Genomic DNA, 18,005 nt, shown 5'->3' on the forward strand with positions numbered 1-18,005 from the left:
CGCAGGCATTCCCCCAAAGAAAAACGGCGCCCGAGGGCGCCGTTTTTCGTTCAGGCAAAGGCCGTCGATCAGTCTTCGACGAAGGCCTCTTCGCGCTTGGACTTCACCGCGGGCAGCAGCACGATGACCAGCAGCAGCGCTGCGGCGATCAGCAGGCCGGCCGAGATCGGGCGCGTGACGAACACGCTCCAGTCGCCCCGCGACAGCAGCAGCGAACGGCGCAGGTTCTCTTCCATCATCGGCCCCAGGATGAAGCCCAGCAGCAGCGGCGCAGGTTCGCAGCCGAGCTTGAAGAAGGTGTAGCCGACGAAGCCGAACACACCCACCATCCAGATGTCCCAGGTGTTGTTGTTGGTCGAGTACACGCCGATGGCGCAGAACAGCACGATCGCCGGGAACAGGAACTTGTAGGGCACCGACAGCAGCTTGATCCACAGGCCGATCAGCGGCAGGTTCAGGATCACCAGCATCGCGTTGCCGATCCACATCGAGGCGATCAGGCCCCAGAACAGCTCGGGGTTGCTGGTCATGACCTGCGGACCCGGCTGGATGTTGTGGATCGTCATGGCACCGACCATCAGCGCCATCACGGCGTTGGGCGGAATGCCCAGCGTCAGCAGCGGAATGAAGGAGGTCTGCGCGCCGGCGTTGTTGGCGGCTTCAGGCGCGGCCACGCCGCGGATGTTGCCCTTGCCGAAGGGCACTTCGCCCGGATGCAGCTTGGTCTTCTTCTCGATGGTGTAGGCCGCAAAGGCCGACAGCAGCGCACCGCCACCGGGCAGGATGCCCAGCGACGAACCCAGCGCGGTACCGCGCAGCACGGCGGGCAGCATGCGCTTGAAGTCTTCCTTGGTCGGGAACAGGCCCGACACCTTGGCGGTGAAGACTTCGCGCTCTTCGTCGGGACGCGACAGGTTGGCAATGATTTCGCCGTAGCCGAACACGCCCATGGCGATGGCCACGAAGCCGATGCCGTCGGTGAGTTCAGGCACGTCGAAGCTGAAGCGCGCGACACCCGAGTTCACGTCGGTGCCGACCAGGCCCAGCAGCAGGCCCAGCACGATCATCGCGATCGCCTTGAGCAGCGAACCCGATGCCAGCACCACGGCGCCGATCAGGCCCAGGATCATCAGCGAGAAGTATTCGGCCGGGCCGAACTTGAAGGCCAGTTCGGTCAGCGGCGGTGCGAAGGCGGCCAGGATGAGCGTGCCGACGCAACCAGCGAAGAACGAGCCCAGGCCCGCAGCGGCGAGCGCCGGACCTGCACGGCCCTTGCGCGCCATCTGGTAGCCGTCGATCACGGTCACCACCGACGACGATTCGCCCGGCAGGTTCACCAGAATCGCGGTGGTCGAGCCACCGTACTGCGCGCCGTAGTAAATACCGGCCAGCATGATCAGCGCCGACACGGGCGGCAGTGCGTAGGTGGCGGGCAGCAGCATCGCGATGGTTGCGACCGGGCCGATGCCCGGCAACACGCCGATCAGCGTGCCCAGAATGCAACCGGCCAGGCAGTACAGCAGGTTGGTGAAGGTGAAGGCAACGCCAAAACCCAGCGAGAGGTGTTCAAACAGTTCCATGGTGTGAGCAGCTTTCTTCTCAACCGGTGATGAAGGTCGGCCAGACCTGGATCTGGAGCTTCAACGCCCAGATGAACGCGACGTAGCTGCCGACGGCCAGCACGGTGGCCAGGATCAGCACGGTGGGCAGCTTGAACTCATGGCCCGCCAGGCTCGAGATGATCACGAGCGCGTAGATGGCGATGATCATGCCCATGGCCGGCACGCCGAGGCTCGGCAGGCCGCCGAGCAGCACGCCGAAGGCGAGGTTGGCGCCCAGGATGAACACCACTTGCTTCCAGGCCCACTTGCCGATTTTTTCGCCGTCGGTCGTTTCAACGGTGAGCCCGCTGAACATGATGCCCAGGCCGATGAAGGACATCAGGATGCCGAGCATCAACGGGAAGTAACCCGGACCCATGCGGGCGCCGCTGCCCACGCTGTAGGTGGTGGCGCCCCATGCGAACGCCACGCCCACGACGGTGAACATCAGTCCCGAGAAAAAGTCTTTCTGACTTTTGATTTTCACGAACAGTCTCCTCGAACAATTTCGATGCGGAATTGTCGAGTCAGCCTCCGGTCAGGCCGATGTGGATTCCACTAACCAAGGGACTAGGGATAACCCGAAATGACTCATGCGCCGTCGCGCGGGGGGCCGGTGTTTCTACTCGAGCGGAGGCGTGGCGCTGAGCACTTCCTCGATGGTCGTCACGCCCTCGGCCACGCGCAACGCGCCGGCCAGCCGCAAGGGGCGCATGCCGTCGATCACGGCTTGGCGCCGCAGGCCCGTGAGGTTGGGCTCCTTGGTGACCTTGTCCTTGAACGGCTCGGTCACGCTCAGCAGTTCGTACAGGCCCATGCGTCCCATGTAGCCGGTCATGCGGCAATCGACGCAGCCCACCGGCTTGTAGGCGCGCACCGGGCCGGTGATCTGCCACGGCTTGACGATGGCTTCGAGGCTCTCGCGCGTGACTGCGTCGTCGGGCTGCTTGCAGTGCGGGCACAGCGTGCGCACGAGGCGCTGCGCGAGCACGCCCAGCATCACGGCGGTGATCAGGTACGAGGGCACGCCCAGTTCCATCATCCGCGTGATGGCGCTCGGCGCGTCGTTGGTGTGCAGCGTGCTGAACACAAGGTGGCCGGTGAGCGCGGCCTGCACGGCCATCTCGGCGGTGGCGAGGTCGCGGATTTCGCCGACCATGATGATGTCCGGGTCCTGCCGCATCAGCGCGCGCAGGCCTTCGGTGAAACCGAAGTCCAGCTGCGGCTGCACCTGTGTCTGGTTGAACGACGGCTCGATCATTTCGATCGGGTCTTCGACCGTGCTCACGTTGACCTCTTCGGTCGCCACGCGCTTGAGCGTGGAATACAGCGTGGTGGTCTTGCCCGAGCCGGTGGGCCCGGTCACCAGGATGATGCCGTTGGGCCGCGTGACCAGCTGCTCCCAGCGCTGCGCATCGTGCTGCGCGAAGCCGAGTGCGTCGAGGTCTTTCACCGCGGTGTCGGGGTCGAAGATCCGCATCACCATCTTCTCGCCGAAGGCGGTCGGCAAGGTCGACAGGCGCATTTCGACTTCGTCGCCGCGCATGTTGCGCGTCTTGATGCGGCCGTCGAGCGGGCGGCGCTTTTCGACCACGTCCATGCGGCCCAGCAGCTTGATGCGCGCGACCATCGCGTTCATCACGCCCATGGGCATCTGGTAGGCGGGGTGCAGGATGCCGTCGATGCGAAAACGGATCACGCCCTGCTCGCGGCGCGGCTCCAGGTGGATGTCGCTGGCGCGCTGGTCGAAGGCGTACTGCCACAGCCAGTCGACCACCTGCACCACGCTCTGGTCATTCGCGTCGAGCTGCTTGGTGCTCTTGCCGAGTTCGACCAGTTGCTCGAAGCTCGCGCCGCCGGTGTTGCCGCCGGCCTTCTGCGCGGCGCGCACCGACTTGGCGAGCGCAAAGAACTCGGCCGTGTAGCGCTGGATGTCCGACGGGTTGGCCACCACGCGGCGCACGGTGCGCTTCGACTGGCGCTCGACCTCGGCGATCCAGTCGGTGAGGAACGGCTCGGCCGTGGCCACCACCACCTCGTTCGGCAGCACCTGCACCGGCAGCACCTTGTGGCGCTCGGCGTACCCGGCGCTCATGGTGTCGGCCACCTTGCCCACGTCGACCTTGAGCGGATCGATGCGCAGATAAGCCAGGCCGGCGCGACCGGCGAGCCATTGCGTGAGCGCTTCGAGGTCGAGCGGCTTGCCGTCGGCCTCGCGCGTCATGGCGACATTGGCCAGGCGCACCAGCGGCGCCTGCCGGCTCTCGGCCTGGGCGCAGCGCGCGATGGTGCGCTTGGCCTCCATCGGCGAGATCACGCCGTCGGTGGCGAGCCATTCGATCAGGCGACGCAGGTCGAGCGGACCTTCGTGGCGGGCAGCGGCGGAGGCGGCGGCGGGTACAGCGCTCATGAACCGGGGTCAGGTGATCAGGTGGAAAGGGAAAGCGTCATCGGCTTGAACACCCGCAGCCACTTGGGCGCGGGCAGGGCCCAGCGAGTCTGGATGGTTTGGGCGCGCTCGGCAAGCACCTCGCGCTTCGGTCGCGACGGCGTGCGCTGGGCCAGCACCACCGTGTTGCCTTCGCGCGTCGGCTTGAAGGCCCACACCGCATCGGCGCCGAACGCGGCGGCGATTTTCTCGAGGCTGCGCTCGTAGCTCGACGAACGGCCGAACAGGTTGACCGTCATGCAGCCGTCTTCGGTGAGCAGCGCGCGGCAGTCGGCATAGAAGTCTTCGCTGTCGAGCACCGGCGCGGCCGCTTCGTGGTCGTACAGGTCGACCTGCAGCGCGTCGACCGTGCCCTGCCATTCGGGCTTGCGGATTTCCTCGGCCGCATCGGCGATCACGACGCGCAGCTTCAGGTCGTCGGCCGGCAGCTTGAACCAGCCACGGCAGGCCGACACCACCTGCGGGTTCAACTCGACCGCGGTGGTGCGCATGCGCAGCGTCTTGCGGCTGAACTTGGTGAGCGTGGCCGCGCCCAGGCCGAGCTGCATCGCGTGGCGGTTGCCCACGCCCTTGCTGTCGACGAACAGCAGCCAGGCCATCATGCGCTGCACGTACTCGAGCTCGATCTCGAACGGCGCGTCGAGCTTCATCGAGCCCTGGACCCATTCGGTGCCCAGGTGCAGGTAGCGGATGTCGCCCCAGTCGGAAAAATTGACTTCGGGCAGGACGGGGGTTTTCTTGGAAGAAGCGGAGGAAGCCATCAGAGAAGGTGGTGAGCGACGAAGACCTCGCGCCAGGCCGCGAGCTTGCGCTCGAAGGACCATGACGCGTTGGCGGGGCTGGTGGATGGCAATGAATAAACCGGCACCCCGAGGGTGCGCGTGTGGCGTGCGTGCTTGAAGCTCTCGCCACCGTTATGGGCGATGGCCGCGAGCTTCGGCAGCCGCAGGCCGGCGATGTCGTTCACGACCGGCGAGCGGATCGCCGTGTCGAGGCTGCCTTCGCGCTCGCAGGCGCCGTACACGTCCCACACGCCGAGGCCGCGATCGAGCAGCCATGCGCAGCGCGCGCGGTAGCTGTCGGCGCCTGGAAGCGCAGGGTCGGGCCAGAGGGCTTGCAAGATCTTCCAGAACTGATTTTGGGGATGCGCATAGTACTGCTGCTGCGTGAGCGACTTCACGCCCGGGAAGCTGCCGAGGATGAGCACACGTGTGTTCGGCGAGACCAGGGGCGCAAGGCCGGTCAGCACCGTGCCGGCAACGGACGCAGCAACGGTCGGGGACGGGGCGGCGGTCGGTTTCATGGGCGGTATCTTGGCATTGCGACACGGTGTGCAGGAACGCCCATGAAAAAACCCGCCGAAGCGGGTTCTTTCTTCAAACACGGGCCGAAGCCCGGTGCGTGAAATTTACGGCTTCTTGGCCGCGTCGTGCTCGGCCGTGCCCGGCACCTTCTCGCCGATCGCCTTGCCGGTGCTGCGCATGCCGTCGGCCGTCTTGTGGCCGGCGTTTTCAACCGCGTCGCCGGTCTTCGCAGCCACGTTCTTGGTGGCGGTGGTCGCCTTTTTGGTGGTGTTCTTCGTTGCGTTCCAGGCCTTCTTGGTGCCGCGCTCGGTGGCGTTGGCTGCCTTCTTGGTGCCGCTCTTGGTGGCATCCCAGGCCTTCTCAGCGCCGTTTTCGGTGGCGTTCACGGCCTTCTTGGTCGTGCTCTTGGTGGCGTCCCAGGCCTTCTCGGTACCGCGTGCGGTCGCGTCGACGGCGTCCTTGCCGGCTTCCTTCACCTTCTCGGTGGTCGTGGGCTCGGCCGCGGTGGTCTGCGCAACGGCCGACACACCGATGGAGGCCAGCGCCAGGGCCAGCGCGACGGGCAGGGTGCGAACAAAAGATGTGGTCATGAAAGACTCCTTTTTTGAGTGAACTAGCGGAGTGACGACAGTGCCACTGAGCAACCAACGCCACTTCGAACTTCAAGGATGACATCAAAACCAGCCTCGCAGCCTGCGCTGGCGCAACTCGGGAACTTGACCTACGCGGCGGGCGGACGCCCCTCCGACACGTTCAGCAGACTTTGGAGCTTCGGCAGGGCCGCGACCGCATTGCGCGTGGTGTTTTCGGCCAGCGACGCGATGTCGATGCCCCGCAATTGCGCGACCACTTCGGCGATGCGCGGCAGTTCGCCGGGTTCGTTGCGGCCCTGCGCTTCGCCCGCATCGCGCTGCGCCTGCGTGCGGTAGAGCCAGTGCGGCTGGATGTCGGGCGCATCGGTTTCCATGACCAATGCGTCCATCGGCAGCGTGGATGCAAGGCGGCGCAGCTGCAGCGCGCGCTCGAAGGTCACGGCACCGCCGAAACCCAGCTTGAGCCCGAGTTCGATGCAGGCGTTGGCCTGCTGCTCACTGCCATTGAATGCGTGCGCGATGCCATGCCACGGCCGACCGCCCGCGGTCTGCCGCAAATGCTTGAGCACCTTGTCGACCGAGCGCCGCACATGGATGAGCACGGGCAGCCCATGCTTGCGTGCCAGTTGCAACTGAGTGTGAAAGAAGCGTTCCTGTTTATCGGCGTCCAGGCCTTCGACGAAGTAGTCGAGCCCGATCTCGCCGACCGCCACCAGGCGCGGATCGTCGCGGCGTGCGTGCAGTTCGGCGTCGAGCGTCTGCAGGTCGGCGTCGCTCGCCTCGCCCGTGCACAGCGGGTGGATGCCCAGCGCGTAGGCGTCGCCCTGCGTGTGCGCCAGCTCGCGCACGGTGGCAAAGTTGAAGGCGGCCACGGCCGGAATGACGCACAGCACCACGCCCCGCTCGGCGGCGCGGGCGCGGATCGTGGGCATCTCCGCACCGAATTCGGGCGCATCCAGGTGACAGTGGGTATCGACAAACGCAGCCATCGCGCCATGATGCCCGAAGGGATGCACAGGCGCGGAAAGCGTGCTACTGTGAACTCCTTCACGCGTCTTTTTTGCCGGAGGTGCTCCGATGCGCAGGCCCGCTTTCTACAGCCGCTCGCCCCGCACGCTGCCACCGGCCGCAGAACCGGCGGCCGGGTCGCCGGCGGATGCCGCAGCTGTGGCCGGGGCCGTGCAAGCCACACCACCGCCGCCACGCGCACGCTGGCAGCCCGGGCGCCGCGCCTTCGCGCTGCTCACCGTCAGCTGCATCGCCATCGCCGCCGGCGGCGCCTACTGGGCACCGCGCCAAGGCGGCAAGGCGCTCACGCAAAAAGACATCGACGCCGCCGTGCTGCGCACGCTGCAGACCAACACCCTCCCCTCGCCCGCCGCCAAGGCCGCCGACATCGTGCGGCCCTCCGTGGTGCGCGTGGTCGGCTACGGCCCCGAAAAGGCCACGCCCGAAGCCAAGACCCAGAAGCGCGGCCGCAACATGGCCAAGGGCAAGCCGCCCGAGGCGCCGCTCGACGGTGCCGCGCCCGGCGAAGTCGAGCGCGGCGTGGGCACGGGCGTGGTGATCGTCGACAAGGGCGTGATCCTCACCAACCTGCACGTGGTCGCCGGCGCCGAGAAGATCAAGGTCACCTTTGCCGACGGCCTCGAAGCCACCGCCGTCATCACCGGCGTGCAGCCCGAGAACGACCTCGCGGTGCTGCAGGCGCAGAAGATTCCCGACGACCTGATTCCCGCCGTCATGCGTTCCACCGCCGACCTGCGCTCCGGCGACCAGGTGGCCGCCGTGGGTTTTCCGTTCGGCATCGGGCCCTCGGTGTCGGCCGGCGTGGTGTCGGGCCTGAAGCGTTCCTTCCGTTCGCCCGAAGGCAAGCAGGAGCTGGGTAACCTGATCCAGTTCGACGCCGCCGCCAACCCCGGCAACTCGGGCGGGCCGCTCATCAACATGGACGGCGAGGTGCTCGGCATCGTCACCGCCATCCTCAACCCGACGCAGCAGCGCACCTTCATCGGCATCGGCTTCGCGGTGCCGATCGAGAACGCCGCCTCCGCGGCCGGCTCACCGCCTTTCTGATTTCCTCGAAAGCCCTTCGCATGAGCACAGAAAACCCGACCTCCGCCACATTCACCACGGCCCCCGCCACCGCCGAGCTGATGGAGCAGATCCTCTACGAGGTGAAGCGCGTGGTCGTGGGGCAGGACCGCTTTCTCGAGCGCGTGATGGTCGCGATGCTCGCCGGCGGCCACCTGCTGGTCGAGGGCGTGCCGGGGCTGGCCAAGACGCTCACCATCAAGACGCTGGCCGACACCGTGCGCGGCCAGTTCAAGCGCATCCAGTTCACGCCCGACCTGGTGCCGGCCGACCTCGTGGGCACGCGCATCTACAACCAGAAGACGGGCGAGTTCAGCACCTCGCTGGGTCCGGTGTTCGCCAACCTGCTGCTGGCCGACGAAATCAACCGCGCGCCGGCCAAGGTGCAGAGCGCGCTGCTCGAAGTGATGCAGGAGCGCCAGGTCACCATCGCCGGCGAAACGCACAAGGTGCCGCGCCCCTTTCTCGTGATGGCCACGCAGAACCCCATCGAGACCGAGGGCACCTACCCGCTGCCCGAGGCGCAGGTCGACCGCTTCATGATGAAGGTGATGGTCGACTACCCGAGCGACGAGGAAGAGTTCGTGATCGTGCAGCGCGTGATCGGCCCGCCCGTCTCGGCCACGCCGGTCGCCACCACCGAGCAGCTGGCCGAGCTGCAGGCTGAAGCGCGGCGCGTGTACGTCGATCCCTCCCTGATCCAGTACGCCGTGAAGCTGGTGTCGGCCACGCGCACGCCCGAGAAGCACGGACTGAAAGACCTGCGCCGCTTCATCACCTTCGGCGCCAGCCCGCGCGCGAGCATCAGCCTCACCGAAGGCGCGCGCGCCCTGGCGCTGCTGCGCGGCCGCAGCTACGCGCTGCCCGAAGACATGAGCGCGCTGGTGCCCGACGTGCTGCGCCACCGCGTGACGCTGTCCTACGAAGGCCTGTCCGAAGGGCTCACGCCCGACGGGCTGATCGAGAAGATCATGAAGGCCGTCCCCGCTCCCCCTAAGCCCCTCGAACATGAAAAGCTGGTGGCGTAAGGCCCCCGAGGCCGCGAACGACGAACGGCTCGCGCTCGAAGCCGGCGGGGCCGAACGCGCACTGCGCCGGCTCGAATGGACCGTGATCCGCCGCCTCGACGGCCTGCTGCAGGGCGACTACCGCACGCTGATGCGCGGCAGCGGCCTCGACCTGGCCGACCTGCGCGAGTACCAGCACCACGACGACGTGCGCCACATCGACTGGAACGTCACCGCGCGGCTGCAGACGCCGCACGTGCGCGTGTTCACCGAAGACCGCGAGATGTCCGCGTGGTTCGTGCTCGACCTGAGCCGCTCGGTCGATTTCGGCTCGGGCCTGAAGGCCAAGCGCGAGATCTCGGCCGGCTTTGTCGGCGTGCTCGCGCGGCTGCTCACGCGGCATGGCAACCGGGTCGGCGCGCTGGTCTACGGCCGCGACCTCGAGGCCGTGATTCCGCCGCGCACCGGCCGCCGCCATGTGCTGCACCTGCTGCACGCGATGGAAAAACGCGCGAACCAGGCCGAGGCCGCGCCCACGCAAAAAGGCATGACGCGCCTGTCGGACCTGCTGACCTCCGCCGCCTCGCTCATGCCCCGCCGCTCGACCGTGTTCGTCGTGTCCGACTTTCTCAGCGAGCCCGGCTGGGAGCGCCCGCTGGGCCAGCTGGTGCAGCGGCATGAAGTGATTGCCGTGCGCCTGTTCGATCCGCTCGAGCTCGAGCTGCCCGACCTCGGCCTGGTGCCGCTGCGCGATGCCGAAACCGGCGAGCAGCTGTGGGTCGACACCCATGACGCGGGGTTCCGCAAACGCTTTGCGCGGCTGGCCGCCGAGCGCGAAACCACGCTGCGCGAGACGCTGGCCCGGGCCGGCGTCGACGCCCTCGAACTCTCGACCAGCGACGACCTGGTCGAAGCCATCGTGCGATTCGCGGACCTGCGCAAGCGCCGGGTCCGCGGGGTTGCGGCGGGTGGCGGGAAGGCGATGGTGGCGGCATGACATTCCTCTGGCCTCAATTCCTCTGGCTGCTGGCGGCGTTGCCGCTGCTGGTGCTGCTGTATGTCTGGCTGATCCGCCGCAAGAAGAAGATGGCGGTGCGCTACGCGAGCCTGTCGATCGTGCGCGAGGCCATGGGCCCGGGCCAGAGCCTGCGGCGCCACATTCCGCCGCTGCTGTTCCTGGTGGCGATGGCCGCGATGCTCGTGGCGGCGGCACGGCCGATGGCGGTGGTGGTGCTGCCGTCGAACCAGCAGACCATCATCCTGGCGATGGACGTGTCGGGCAGCATGCGCGCGGCCGACGTGCTGCCCAACCGGCTGGTGGCGGCGCAGGAGGCGGCCAAGAGCTTCATCAAGGACCTGCCGCGCCACGTGAAGGTGGGCATCGTCGCCTTCGCGGGCAGCGCGCAGGTGGCGCAGCTGCCCACCACCAACCACGACGACCTCGTGACGGCCATCGACAGCTTCCAGCTGCAGCGCGCCACGGCCACCGGCAACGCCATCGTGGTGTCGCTGGCCACGCTGTTCCCCGACGCGGGCATCGACATCTCGCAGTTCAGCGCGCCGAGCCGCCAGCGCGGCATCGCGATCGACCAGAACGAGAAGCAGCTCAAGGAGTTCACGCCCGTGGCGCCCGGCTCGTTCACGTCGGCCGCCGTCATCATGCTGACCGACGGCCAGCGCACCACCGGCGTCGATCCGCTCGATGCCGCCAAGGCCGCGGCCGACCGCGGCGTGCGCATCTATACGGTGGGCGTGGGCACGGTCGACGGCGAAACCATCGGCTTCGAAGGCTGGTCGATGCGCGTGCGGCTCGACGAAGACACGCTCAAGGCCATCGCCAACAAGACCAGCGCCGAGTACTTCTACGCCGGCACCGCGAGCGACCTGAAGAAGGTCTACGAAACGCTGAGCTCCAAGCTCACTGTCGAGAAGAAGGAGACCGAGGTGTCGGCGCTGTTTGCGCTGGCCGCCGCGGTGCTCACGCTGCTGTCGGCGGGGCTGTCGCTGCTCTGGTTCAACCGGATTCTCTAGCGCGCGGAGCGCGAGGTTTTGGCGCGGCCTCAAGGCCGGCCAGCACCTCGCGCAGGATTTCTTCCGACAGGGCCTCGTCATCCACCGCGCGGGCCATCACCACGCCGCCGTACATCGATGCCAGCGTGCGGATCGCATCGCCCCGTGCGTTCTTTTTCGAACGCCACGGAAAGCGGCGCGTGAAGCGGTCGATGACCAACCGCAGGTACGCCGTCAACGACGCATTCACGCCTTCGCCGTTGCCCGCCTGGCCGGCGAACGCCGCCATCAGGCAGCCCTCGGCACGCGCGTCGCGGTGCTCGTGGCTCAGGTAGCGCTGCACGTAGGCGCGCATGCCCTCGGGCGTTTCGCCGGCCGTGTCGAGGTCGGCGAGCGCGGACCCCGCGGAGTGCGTGATGCACTCGGCCATCAGCGCCTCTTTCGAGTCGAAGTGGTTGTAGAAGGGCCCGTGCGTGAGGCCCGTGGCTTTCATGATCTCGCTCACGCTCACGCCGAAGCCGCGCTCCTTGAACAGGCGCGACGCTTCCTCGAGGATCTTCTGGTGCTTTTCGGCGGTTTCTGCTGCGGGGTATCGCATCTGACCTCTTTCTGTTCCGGGGTAATCCGATCCCCCGTTTGACGCTATTCATGATAGTCGTCATGCTTCGACACCTCAAACATGATGGTCATCATGCTTGAAGCGACAACGGCTTTTCCGGCCTGCCCCTTATCTTTTTTGAACGGATTCGAAATGAGCGATCAAGCAACTCCCGGCACCGCCGTCGTCACCGGCGCTTCGGCCGGCCTCGGCAAGATCTATGCAGACCGCCTGGCCCGCCGCGGCCACGACCTGCTGCTGGTGGCACGCCGCGCCGAACTGCTGGAAGAAGTCGCCGCCGGCCTGCGCGCCAGCTACGGCGTGAAGGTGCAGACGCTGGCCGCCGATCTGGCGGCCCCCGACGACCTCGAACGCGTGGCCCAGGCCGTGGCTGCCGACCCGTCGATCACGCTGCTGGTCAACAACGCCGGCCTTTCCACGCTCGCGCCCGTTGCGCAGACCACGGCCGCGCAGCTGCAGAGCATGCTGGACGTGAACATCAACGCGCTCGCACACCTGAGTCGCGCCGCACTCACCGCCTTCAAGTCGCGCGACCGCGGCACGCTGGTGAACATCGGCTCGGTGCTGGGCTTCCACACGCTGCCGATCAGCAGCATCTACAGCGGCACCAAGGCCTTCGTGGTCGCCTTCACGCGCGGGCTGCAGGACGAAGTGGCGGGCACGGGCGTGAAGGTGCAGCTGGTGCTGCCGGCGGCCACGGCCACCGACATCTGGGAGCTGTCGGGCGTGCCGGTGTCGGCACTGGCCGAAGGCACGGTCATGGCCGCCGAAGACTGCGTGGATGCCGCGCTGGTCGGGCTCGATCTGGGAGAGGCGATCACCCTGCCCTCGGTGAACGAGGCGAAGCTGCTCTCGGCGTTCACCGACGCGGGCGCCGCGCTGTTCGGCGCGTCGCAGACCGGCCAGCCGGCAACGCGCTACCTGGCAACGGCCTGATCGGCCGCGGCGGCGGGAGTTGTTGCCGCGGTGTCCGGCAGCTTCACCGCCCCCACCCCGCCCAAAAACAGGTCGGCCACGATCGGCGCAATGGCCGCGTGGTCGAGCCGGCCACCGGGCTTCATCCAGGTGAACATCCAGTTGATCATGCCGAACAGCAGCATGGTCAGCGGCTTGGCGAGTTCGTCGCTCGGCGCGCCGGGGCGCAGCGCCGACACGGCGCGCGCAAAGCCCGCGACCACGGCGCGCTCCTGGTCGAGCACGCGCTCGCGGTCTTCGGCTTCGAGAAAGCGCACGTCGTCGGTCAGCACGCGGTGCGCGTCCTGCGCGCCGGCGTACTCCTCGACGATGCGGTAGATGAAGCGGCGCAGCCGCTCCTCGTCGGTGTGGGGGTTGGCCTCTTCCTCGGCCACCAGCGCCGCCAGCTTCGAGACATGCGTCTCGGCGATGCTGATGAGCAGGCTGCTCTTGTCCTTGTAGTAGTGGTAGAGCGTGGCCTTCGAGAGGTTGCAGGCCTCGGCGACCTGGTTCATCGAGGTCGCGGGGTAGCCACGGCGGGCGAACAGCTGGGCGGCCTGCGCAAGGATCAGTTCGCGCTGGTCGTCGTAGGTGGCGGATCTTCCACGCGGCATCGGGTCTTCTTCCTGGGTTGTCTGTCGGTTGCTGGCGTGCAGCAGGCTCGATCTTGCATGAAGCCGCAGGGCTACCCGCGGCGGGTGGCGATCAACGATTTCACGTCGGTGGCGGGCAGGCGCGGCCGGTCTTTTTCCACCTCGGCGAGCGGCGCCACCTCGTGCAGGCTGGCCAGGCTGCGCACCGTCAGCGCCTGGTAGGTGTGCGTACCTTCGAGCTTCCAGGCGATCTCTTCGTCGCTGAGTTCGCGCCGCACCTTGGCCGGAATGCCCGCCGCGAGCGAGCGCGCGGGCACCTTCATGCCGGCGGGCACGAAGGCGCAGGCCGCAACGATGGCCTGCTCGCCCACCTCGGCCTCGTCCATCACCACCGCGTTCATGCCGACCAGCGCATCGCGCCGCACGATGCAGCTGTGCAGGATCGCGCCGTGGCCGATGTGGCCGTTGACCTCCACCACCGTGTCGTTGTCGGGAAAGCCGTGGATGCAGCAGTGGTCCTGCACGTTGGAGCCCTCCTGCAACACGATGCGGCCGAAGTCGCCGCGCAGGCTGGCGCAAGGGCCCACATAACAGTGCGGTCCGACGATCACGTCGCCGATCAGCACGGCCGTGGGATGCACGTAGGCGCTCGGGTCGACGACGGGGATCACACCGTCGATGGAATAGCTGGGCATTCGGTCTCCTTGTTTTTTGCGAGTCTCAGGGTTTGCCCTGAAGGCACCCCGCTTGTGCCGGAATCGAGGTCGATCCTAAAATCAACCGAACGGTCGGTCAATAGTGTTTGCCTGCCGATCCGGCCCCACAAAGGATGAAAGAGACACGCATGACTGAGCCTTTGGTACTCATCAGCGACAGCGGCGCCGTCCGTACGCTGAGCCTGAACCGCCCCGCGGCACTCAACAGCTTCACGACCGGGTTGCACGCCGAACTGCTGGCCGCGCTCGAAGCCGCTGCCGCCGACAGCAACGTGCGCTGCGTGGTGCTCACCGGCGCCGGCCGCGCCTTCTGCGCCGGGCAGGACCTGGCCGACCCGTCGGTCGCGCCCGACCCCACGCCGGGCGCCGCGCCCAAGGACCTGGGCCACGTCATCTCCACCTACTACGGCCCGCTGGTCGCGCGCCTGCGCTCGATGCCGGTACCGGTCGTCGCCGCCGTGAACGGCGTGGCGGCCGGCGCGGGCGCCAACCTCGCGCTGTGCTGCGACCTCGTCGTGGCCGGCCGCTCGGCCAGCTTCATCCAGGCCTTCACCAAGATCGGCCTCGTGCCCGACACCGGCGGCACCTGGCTGCTGCCGCGCCTCGTGGGCCCGGCGCGCGCGCTGGGCATCGCGATGCTGGGCGACAAGCTCCCCGCCGAAGAAGCCGCGCGCATCGGCCTGATCTGGCAGTGCGTGGACGACGCGGCCCTGGCCGACACCGCCGCCGCGCTGGCCTCGCGCCTGGCCGGCATGCCGACACGCGCCTTGGTCGCCACCCGCGAGGCCATGGCCGCCGCGCAGAACCTCGACCTCGGCGCGGCACTTGCCGAAGAAGCGCGCATCCAACGTGAGATGGGCCATGCCGACGACTACCGCGAAGGTGTCGAGGCTTTCCGCGCCAAGCGCGCCCCGGTGTTCAAGGACCGCTGAGATGACCGACGCTTCCTCCCGCACCCCGCAACAGACCGCCGAGTACGTGCGCGACGGCATGTTCGCGAACGACAACGCCAGCAAGGGCCTGGGCATGCGCATCGTCGAGGTCGGCCCCGGCCAGGCCACGCTCGAAATGCGCGTGCGCCCCGACATGCTCAACGGCCACGCCATCTGCCACGGCGGCTTCATGGCCACGCTGGCCGACTCCACCTTCGCCTTCGCCTGCAACTCGTACAACGAGCTGACCGTGGCCTCGGGCTTCGCCATCGACTTCCTCGCGCCGGCGCGCGAGGACGACGTGCTCACCGCGCGCTGCTTCGAAGTGTCGAAGGCGGGCCGCACCGGCGTGTACGACACCGAAATCACCAACCAGCGCGGCGAGCGCATCGCGATGTTCCGCGGCCGCTCCTACACGGCCAAGGGCCGGCCCGCCGTACCCGCCGCCTGAGGAGACACACACCATGACCGTCAAACGCCCCGCCCCCGGCGACCTCGACCCGATCGAAACCGCCAGCCGCGACGAGATTGCCGCGCTGCAGCTCACGCGCCTGCGCGCCACGCTGCGCAACGCCTATGACAACGTGCCGCACTACCGCAAGGCCTTCGATGCGAAGGGCGTGCATCCCGACGACCTGAAGTCGCTGGCCGACCTGTCGAAGTTCCCGTTCACGGTGAAGACCGACCTGCGCGACAACTACCCCTTCGGCATGTTCGCCGTGCCGCGCACGCAGGTGGCGCGCATCCACGCGTCGTCGGGCACCACCGGCAAGCCGACCGTGGTGGGCTACACCAAGAACGACATCGACACCTGGGCCGACCTCGTGGCGCGCTCGATCCGCGCAGCGGGCGGACGGCCGGGCGACATGATCCACGTGGCTTACGGCTACGGCCTCTTCACCGGCGGCCTGGGCGCGCACTACGGCGCCGAGCGCGCGGGCTGCACGGTCATCCCGATGTCGGGCGGCCAGACCGAGAAGCAGGTGCAGCTCATCCAGGACTTCAAGCCCGACATCATCATGGTCACGCCCAGCTACATGCAGGTGATCATCGAGCAGTTCGAGCGCCAGGGCCTCGACGCCAAAGACAGCTCGCTCAAGATCGGCATCTTCGGCGCCGAGCCGTGGACCGAGGCCATGCGCCGCGACATCGAGACGCGCGCCGGTATCGACGCCGTCGACATCTACGGCCTCTCCGAAGTGATGGGCCCGGGCGTGGCCAGCGAATGCGTCGAGAGCAAGGACGGCCCCGTCATCTGGGAAGACCACTTCTACCCCGAGATCATCGACCCCGAAACGGGCGAACTGAAGGCCGACGGCGAAGAAGGCGAACTCGTCTTCACCTCGCTGAGCAAGGAGGCCATGCCCATCGTGCGCTACCGCACGCGCGACCTCACGCGCCTGCTGCCGCCCACTTCGCGGTCGTTCCGCCGCATGGGCAAGATCGTCGGGCGCAGCGACGACATGATGATCATCCGCGGCGTGAACGTCTTTCCCACGCAGGTGGAAGAGATCGTGCTCGCGCACAGCGCGCTCACCGGCCTGTACCAGGTGCGCGTGAGCCGCGAAGGCCTGCTCGACCAGGTCGAGGTGCACTGCGAACTCACACCGCACGAGGCCCCCGCGGCCGACCGCACCGCCATCTCCGACTGGGTGCAGCACCGCGTGAAGACGCTCATCGGCATCTCCACCCGCGTGGTCGTGCACGGCCCCGACGAAATGGAACGCACGCAGACCGGCAAGGCCCGCCGCGTGATCGACACGCGCCCGCGCTGAGCCGCCCGCGCGCCCCACACACCGCACCGAAAGGACACGCACATGTACACCCAGGCCATGGACACGATGGGCAAGGACGCAGGCGACGGCAAGCAGAAGGCCGTGCGCTCCGCCGACGAGCTGCGTCTCGAGGAACGCTTCGACGCCCGCATCGACGCCGGCGATTTCATCGAGGCGAAAGACTGGATGCCCGAGCACTACCGCAAGACGCTGGTGCGCCAGATCAGCCAGCACGCGCACTCCGAAATCGTCGGCATGCTGCCCGAGGGCAACTGGATCAGCCGCGCGCCCACGCTCAAGCGCAAGGCGATCCTGCTGGCCAAGGTGCAGGACGAAGGCGGCCACGGCCTCTACCTGTACGCCGCCGCCGAAACGCTGGGCACCTCGCGCGACCAGATGTTCGACGCGCTGCACACGGGCAAGGCCAAGTACAGCTCGATCTTCAACTACCCCACGCTCAGCTGGGCCGACATGGGCACCATCGGCTGGCTGGTCGACGGCGCGGCCATCATGAACCAGGTGCCGATCTGCCGCTGCTCGTACGCACCGTATGCGCGCGCCATGATCCGCATCTGCCGCGAAGAAAGCTTTCACCAGCGCCAGGGCTACGAAGCCCTGCTGACGATGATGAAGCAGGGCACCGACGCGCAGAAGGCGATGGTGCAGGACGCGGTCAACCGCTGGTGGTGGCCCTCGATCATGATGTTCGGCCCGCCCGACGACCAGTCGCCCAACTCGGCGCAGTCGATGCGCTGGGGCATCAAGCGCTTCAGCAACGACGAGCTGCGCCAGAAGTTCATCGACGCCACCGTCGAACAGGCCGCGATCCTCGGCGTGACCCTGCCCGACCCTGATCTCAAGTGGAACGAAGAACGCCAGTCGCACGACTTCGGCGTCATCGACTGGAGCGAATTCTGGCGCGTGATCGCCGGCGACGGCCCCTGCAACCGCGAACGCCTGCAGGCCCGCGTCGATGCATGGGACGACGGCGCCTGGGTGCGCGAAGCCGCCCTCGCCCACGCCAACAAACAACCGATGAAGGAAGCAGCATGAGCACCGAAGTGAAGCAAGAGTGGCCCCTGTGGGAAGTGTTCGTGCGCAGCAAGGCCGGCCTCGATCACAAGCACTGCGGCAGCCTGCACGCGGTCGATCCGAAGATGGCGATCCAGATGGCGCGCGACGTCTACACGCGCCGCCAGGAAGGCAGCAGCATCTGGGTCGTGCGCTCCGACCAGATCGTGGCCAGCGACCCGGGCGACAAGGACATGTTCTTCGACCCGGCCGAAGACAAGGTCTACCGCCACCCCACCTTCTACGCACTGCCCAAGTCCGTGGACCACATGTGAGCCAGGACGGCA

Annotated in this window: 20 protein-coding genes; 10 read left to right on the forward strand and 10 right to left on the reverse strand. The window is 67.5% G+C overall.

The features are described 5' to 3' along the window. Nucleotides 1–68: 68 nt before the first annotated feature. The 7 genes from GFK26_RS00240 to GFK26_RS00270 form a co-directional block, all read right to left on the reverse strand. Nucleotides 69–1,580, reverse strand: coding sequence for a tripartite tricarboxylate transporter permease (locus GFK26_RS00240; RefSeq protein ID WP_153280334.1), 1,512 nt, complete (start codon nt 1,578–1,580; stop codon nt 69–71). A gap of 19 nt (nt 1,581–1,599) precedes the next feature. Further along, nucleotides 1,600–2,088 (reverse strand): tripartite tricarboxylate transporter TctB family protein, encoded by a 489-nt coding sequence (locus tag GFK26_RS00245; RefSeq protein ID WP_153280335.1) that lies wholly within the window; start codon nt 2,086–2,088, stop codon nt 1,600–1,602. Nucleotides 2,089–2,223: 135 nt separating this feature from the next. Continuing rightward, the gene (locus tag GFK26_RS00250) at nt 2,224–4,011 is read right to left on the reverse strand and encodes a GspE/PulE family protein (RefSeq protein WP_153280336.1); all 1,788 of its coding nucleotides are present in this window, start codon (nt 4,009–4,011) and stop codon (nt 2,224–2,226) included. A gap of 17 nt (nt 4,012–4,028) precedes the next feature. Next, entirely contained in the window at nt 4,029–4,811 is a 783-nt protein-coding gene (locus GFK26_RS00255) for a spermidine synthase (protein WP_153280337.1), read from the reverse strand. After that, the gene (locus GFK26_RS00260) at nt 4,811–5,353 is read right to left on the reverse strand and encodes a DNA-deoxyinosine glycosylase (RefSeq protein ID WP_153280338.1); all 543 of its coding nucleotides are present in this window, start codon (nt 5,351–5,353) and stop codon (nt 4,811–4,813) included. Before GFK26_RS00260 ends, GFK26_RS00255 begins: the two co-directional genes overlap by 1 nt. Before the next feature lie 105 nt (nt 5,354–5,458). Beyond that, the gene (locus GFK26_RS00265) at nt 5,459–5,944 is read right to left on the reverse strand and encodes a hypothetical protein (RefSeq protein WP_153280339.1); all 486 of its coding nucleotides are present in this window, start codon (nt 5,942–5,944) and stop codon (nt 5,459–5,461) included. Nucleotides 5,945–6,075: 131 nt separating this feature from the next. After that, nucleotides 6,076–6,936, reverse strand: coding sequence for a TatD family hydrolase (locus tag GFK26_RS00270; RefSeq protein WP_153280340.1), 861 nt, complete (start codon nt 6,934–6,936; stop codon nt 6,076–6,078). A gap of 88 nt (nt 6,937–7,024) precedes the next feature. Here GFK26_RS00270 and GFK26_RS00275 point away from each other — a divergent pair, with 88 nt between their 5' ends. The 4 genes from GFK26_RS00275 to GFK26_RS00290 are packed head-to-tail and all read left to right on the forward strand — an operon-like array spanning nt 7,025 to nt 11,079. Further along, on the forward strand, nt 7,025–8,023 hold the full coding sequence (locus GFK26_RS00275) for a S1C family serine protease (protein WP_153280341.1): 999 nt from the start codon (nt 7,025–7,027) through the stop codon (nt 8,021–8,023). A gap of 20 nt (nt 8,024–8,043) precedes the next feature. After that, nucleotides 8,044–9,069: an AAA family ATPase gene (locus GFK26_RS00280; RefSeq protein ID WP_153280342.1), complete on the forward strand. Its 1,026-nt coding sequence runs from the start codon at nt 8,044–8,046 to the stop codon at nt 9,067–9,069. Further along, nucleotides 9,050–10,045, forward strand: coding sequence for a DUF58 domain-containing protein (locus tag GFK26_RS00285; protein WP_153280343.1), 996 nt, complete (start codon nt 9,050–9,052; stop codon nt 10,043–10,045). Before GFK26_RS00280 ends, GFK26_RS00285 begins: the two co-directional genes overlap by 20 nt. Continuing rightward, nucleotides 10,042–11,079, forward strand: a complete 1,038-nt coding sequence (locus GFK26_RS00290; protein WP_153280344.1) for a VWA domain-containing protein — start codon at nt 10,042–10,044, stop codon at nt 11,077–11,079. The genes GFK26_RS00285 and GFK26_RS00290 overlap by 4 nt, the downstream gene beginning before the upstream one ends. Here GFK26_RS00290 and GFK26_RS00295 read toward each other — a convergent pair. After that, nucleotides 11,063–11,656: a TetR/AcrR family transcriptional regulator gene (locus GFK26_RS00295; protein ID WP_153280345.1), complete on the reverse strand. Its 594-nt coding sequence runs from the start codon at nt 11,654–11,656 to the stop codon at nt 11,063–11,065. The two genes, GFK26_RS00290 and GFK26_RS00295, sit on opposite strands and share 17 nt — an antisense overlap. Before the next feature lie 153 nt (nt 11,657–11,809). Between GFK26_RS00295 and GFK26_RS00300 the strand changes: the two genes are divergently transcribed. After that, on the forward strand, nt 11,810–12,613 hold the full coding sequence (locus GFK26_RS00300; protein ID WP_228121857.1) for an SDR family NAD(P)-dependent oxidoreductase: 804 nt from the start codon (nt 11,810–11,812) through the stop codon (nt 12,611–12,613). Here GFK26_RS00300 and GFK26_RS00305 read toward each other — a convergent pair. Both GFK26_RS00305 and GFK26_RS00310 read right to left on the reverse strand, forming a co-directional pair. Then, nucleotides 12,595–13,245 (reverse strand): TetR/AcrR family transcriptional regulator, encoded by a 651-nt coding sequence (locus tag GFK26_RS00305; protein WP_153280347.1) that lies wholly within the window; start codon nt 13,243–13,245, stop codon nt 12,595–12,597. The genes GFK26_RS00300 and GFK26_RS00305 overlap by 19 nt on opposite strands. Before the next feature lie 71 nt (nt 13,246–13,316). Further along, entirely contained in the window at nt 13,317–13,919 is a 603-nt protein-coding gene (locus tag GFK26_RS00310; protein ID WP_101493132.1) for a phenylacetic acid degradation protein PaaY, read from the reverse strand. A gap of 149 nt (nt 13,920–14,068) precedes the next feature. Between GFK26_RS00310 and GFK26_RS00315 the strand changes: the two genes are divergently transcribed. From GFK26_RS00315 to paaB, 5 genes are read left to right on the forward strand one after another with little or no spacing between them, the layout of a single operon-like run. Then, nucleotides 14,069–14,872: an enoyl-CoA hydratase-related protein gene (locus tag GFK26_RS00315; protein ID WP_153280348.1), complete on the forward strand. Its 804-nt coding sequence runs from the start codon at nt 14,069–14,071 to the stop codon at nt 14,870–14,872. 1 nt (nt 14,873) lies between these two features. Continuing rightward, complete coding sequence (gene paaI / locus GFK26_RS00320; protein ID WP_099795401.1) at nt 14,874–15,323, forward strand: hydroxyphenylacetyl-CoA thioesterase PaaI; 450 nt, start codon at nt 14,874–14,876, stop codon at nt 15,321–15,323. A gap of 13 nt (nt 15,324–15,336) precedes the next feature. Continuing rightward, the gene (paaK, locus tag GFK26_RS00325) at nt 15,337–16,647 is read left to right on the forward strand and encodes a phenylacetate--CoA ligase PaaK (protein WP_153280349.1); all 1,311 of its coding nucleotides are present in this window, start codon (nt 15,337–15,339) and stop codon (nt 16,645–16,647) included. Nucleotides 16,648–16,689: 42 nt separating this feature from the next. Then, nucleotides 16,690–17,700 (forward strand): 1,2-phenylacetyl-CoA epoxidase subunit PaaA, encoded by a 1,011-nt coding sequence (gene paaA, locus GFK26_RS00330; RefSeq protein WP_153280350.1) that lies wholly within the window; start codon nt 16,690–16,692, stop codon nt 17,698–17,700. After that, nucleotides 17,697–17,993: a 1,2-phenylacetyl-CoA epoxidase subunit PaaB gene (gene paaB / locus GFK26_RS00335; protein ID WP_056578133.1), complete on the forward strand. Its 297-nt coding sequence runs from the start codon at nt 17,697–17,699 to the stop codon at nt 17,991–17,993. The genes paaA and paaB overlap by 4 nt, the downstream gene beginning before the upstream one ends. Nucleotides 17,994–18,005: the final 12 nt, after the last annotated feature.

Origin of the sequence: Variovorax paradoxus (assembly GCF_009498455.1) — a bacterium.
Lineage (GTDB): Bacteria > Pseudomonadota > Gammaproteobacteria > Burkholderiales > Burkholderiaceae_C > Variovorax > Variovorax paradoxus_H.

Coding starts and splice junctions, on each gene's coding strand:
- GFK26_RS00240 (WP_153280334.1), bottom strand. CDS start 1,580: ATGGAACTGTTTGAACACCTCTCGCTGGGTTTTGGCGTTGCCTTCACC.
- GFK26_RS00250 (WP_153280336.1), bottom strand. CDS start 4,011: ATGAGCGCTGTACCCGCCGCCGCCTCCGCCGCTGCCCGCCACGAAGGT.
- GFK26_RS00255 (WP_153280337.1), bottom strand. CDS start 4,811: ATGGCTTCCTCCGCTTCTTCCAAGAAAACCCCCGTCCTGCCCGAAGTC.
- GFK26_RS00260 (WP_153280338.1), bottom strand. CDS start 5,353: ATGAAACCGACCGCCGCCCCGTCCCCGACCGTTGCTGCGTCCGTTGCC.
- GFK26_RS00265 (WP_153280339.1), bottom strand. CDS start 5,944: ATGACCACATCTTTTGTTCGCACCCTGCCCGTCGCGCTGGCCCTGGCG.
- GFK26_RS00270 (WP_153280340.1), bottom strand. CDS start 6,936: ATGGCTGCGTTTGTCGATACCCACTGTCACCTGGATGCGCCCGAATTC.
- GFK26_RS00275 (WP_153280341.1), top strand. CDS start 7,025: ATGCGCAGGCCCGCTTTCTACAGCCGCTCGCCCCGCACGCTGCCACCG.
- GFK26_RS00280 (WP_153280342.1), top strand. CDS start 8,044: ATGAGCACAGAAAACCCGACCTCCGCCACATTCACCACGGCCCCCGCC.
- GFK26_RS00285 (WP_153280343.1), top strand. CDS start 9,050: ATGAAAAGCTGGTGGCGTAAGGCCCCCGAGGCCGCGAACGACGAACGG.
- GFK26_RS00290 (WP_153280344.1), top strand. CDS start 10,042: ATGACATTCCTCTGGCCTCAATTCCTCTGGCTGCTGGCGGCGTTGCCG.
- GFK26_RS00295 (WP_153280345.1), bottom strand. CDS start 11,656: ATGCGATACCCCGCAGCAGAAACCGCCGAAAAGCACCAGAAGATCCTC.
- GFK26_RS00300 (WP_228121857.1), top strand. CDS start 11,810: ATGAGCGATCAAGCAACTCCCGGCACCGCCGTCGTCACCGGCGCTTCG.
- GFK26_RS00305 (WP_153280347.1), bottom strand. CDS start 13,245: ATGCCGCGTGGAAGATCCGCCACCTACGACGACCAGCGCGAACTGATC.
- GFK26_RS00310 (WP_101493132.1), bottom strand. CDS start 13,919: ATGCCCAGCTATTCCATCGACGGTGTGATCCCCGTCGTCGACCCGAGC.
- GFK26_RS00315 (WP_153280348.1), top strand. CDS start 14,069: ATGACTGAGCCTTTGGTACTCATCAGCGACAGCGGCGCCGTCCGTACG.
- paaI (WP_099795401.1), top strand. CDS start 14,874: ATGACCGACGCTTCCTCCCGCACCCCGCAACAGACCGCCGAGTACGTG.
- paaK (WP_153280349.1), top strand. CDS start 15,337: ATGACCGTCAAACGCCCCGCCCCCGGCGACCTCGACCCGATCGAAACC.
- paaA (WP_153280350.1), top strand. CDS start 16,690: ATGTACACCCAGGCCATGGACACGATGGGCAAGGACGCAGGCGACGGC.
- paaB (WP_056578133.1), top strand. CDS start 17,697: ATGAGCACCGAAGTGAAGCAAGAGTGGCCCCTGTGGGAAGTGTTCGTG.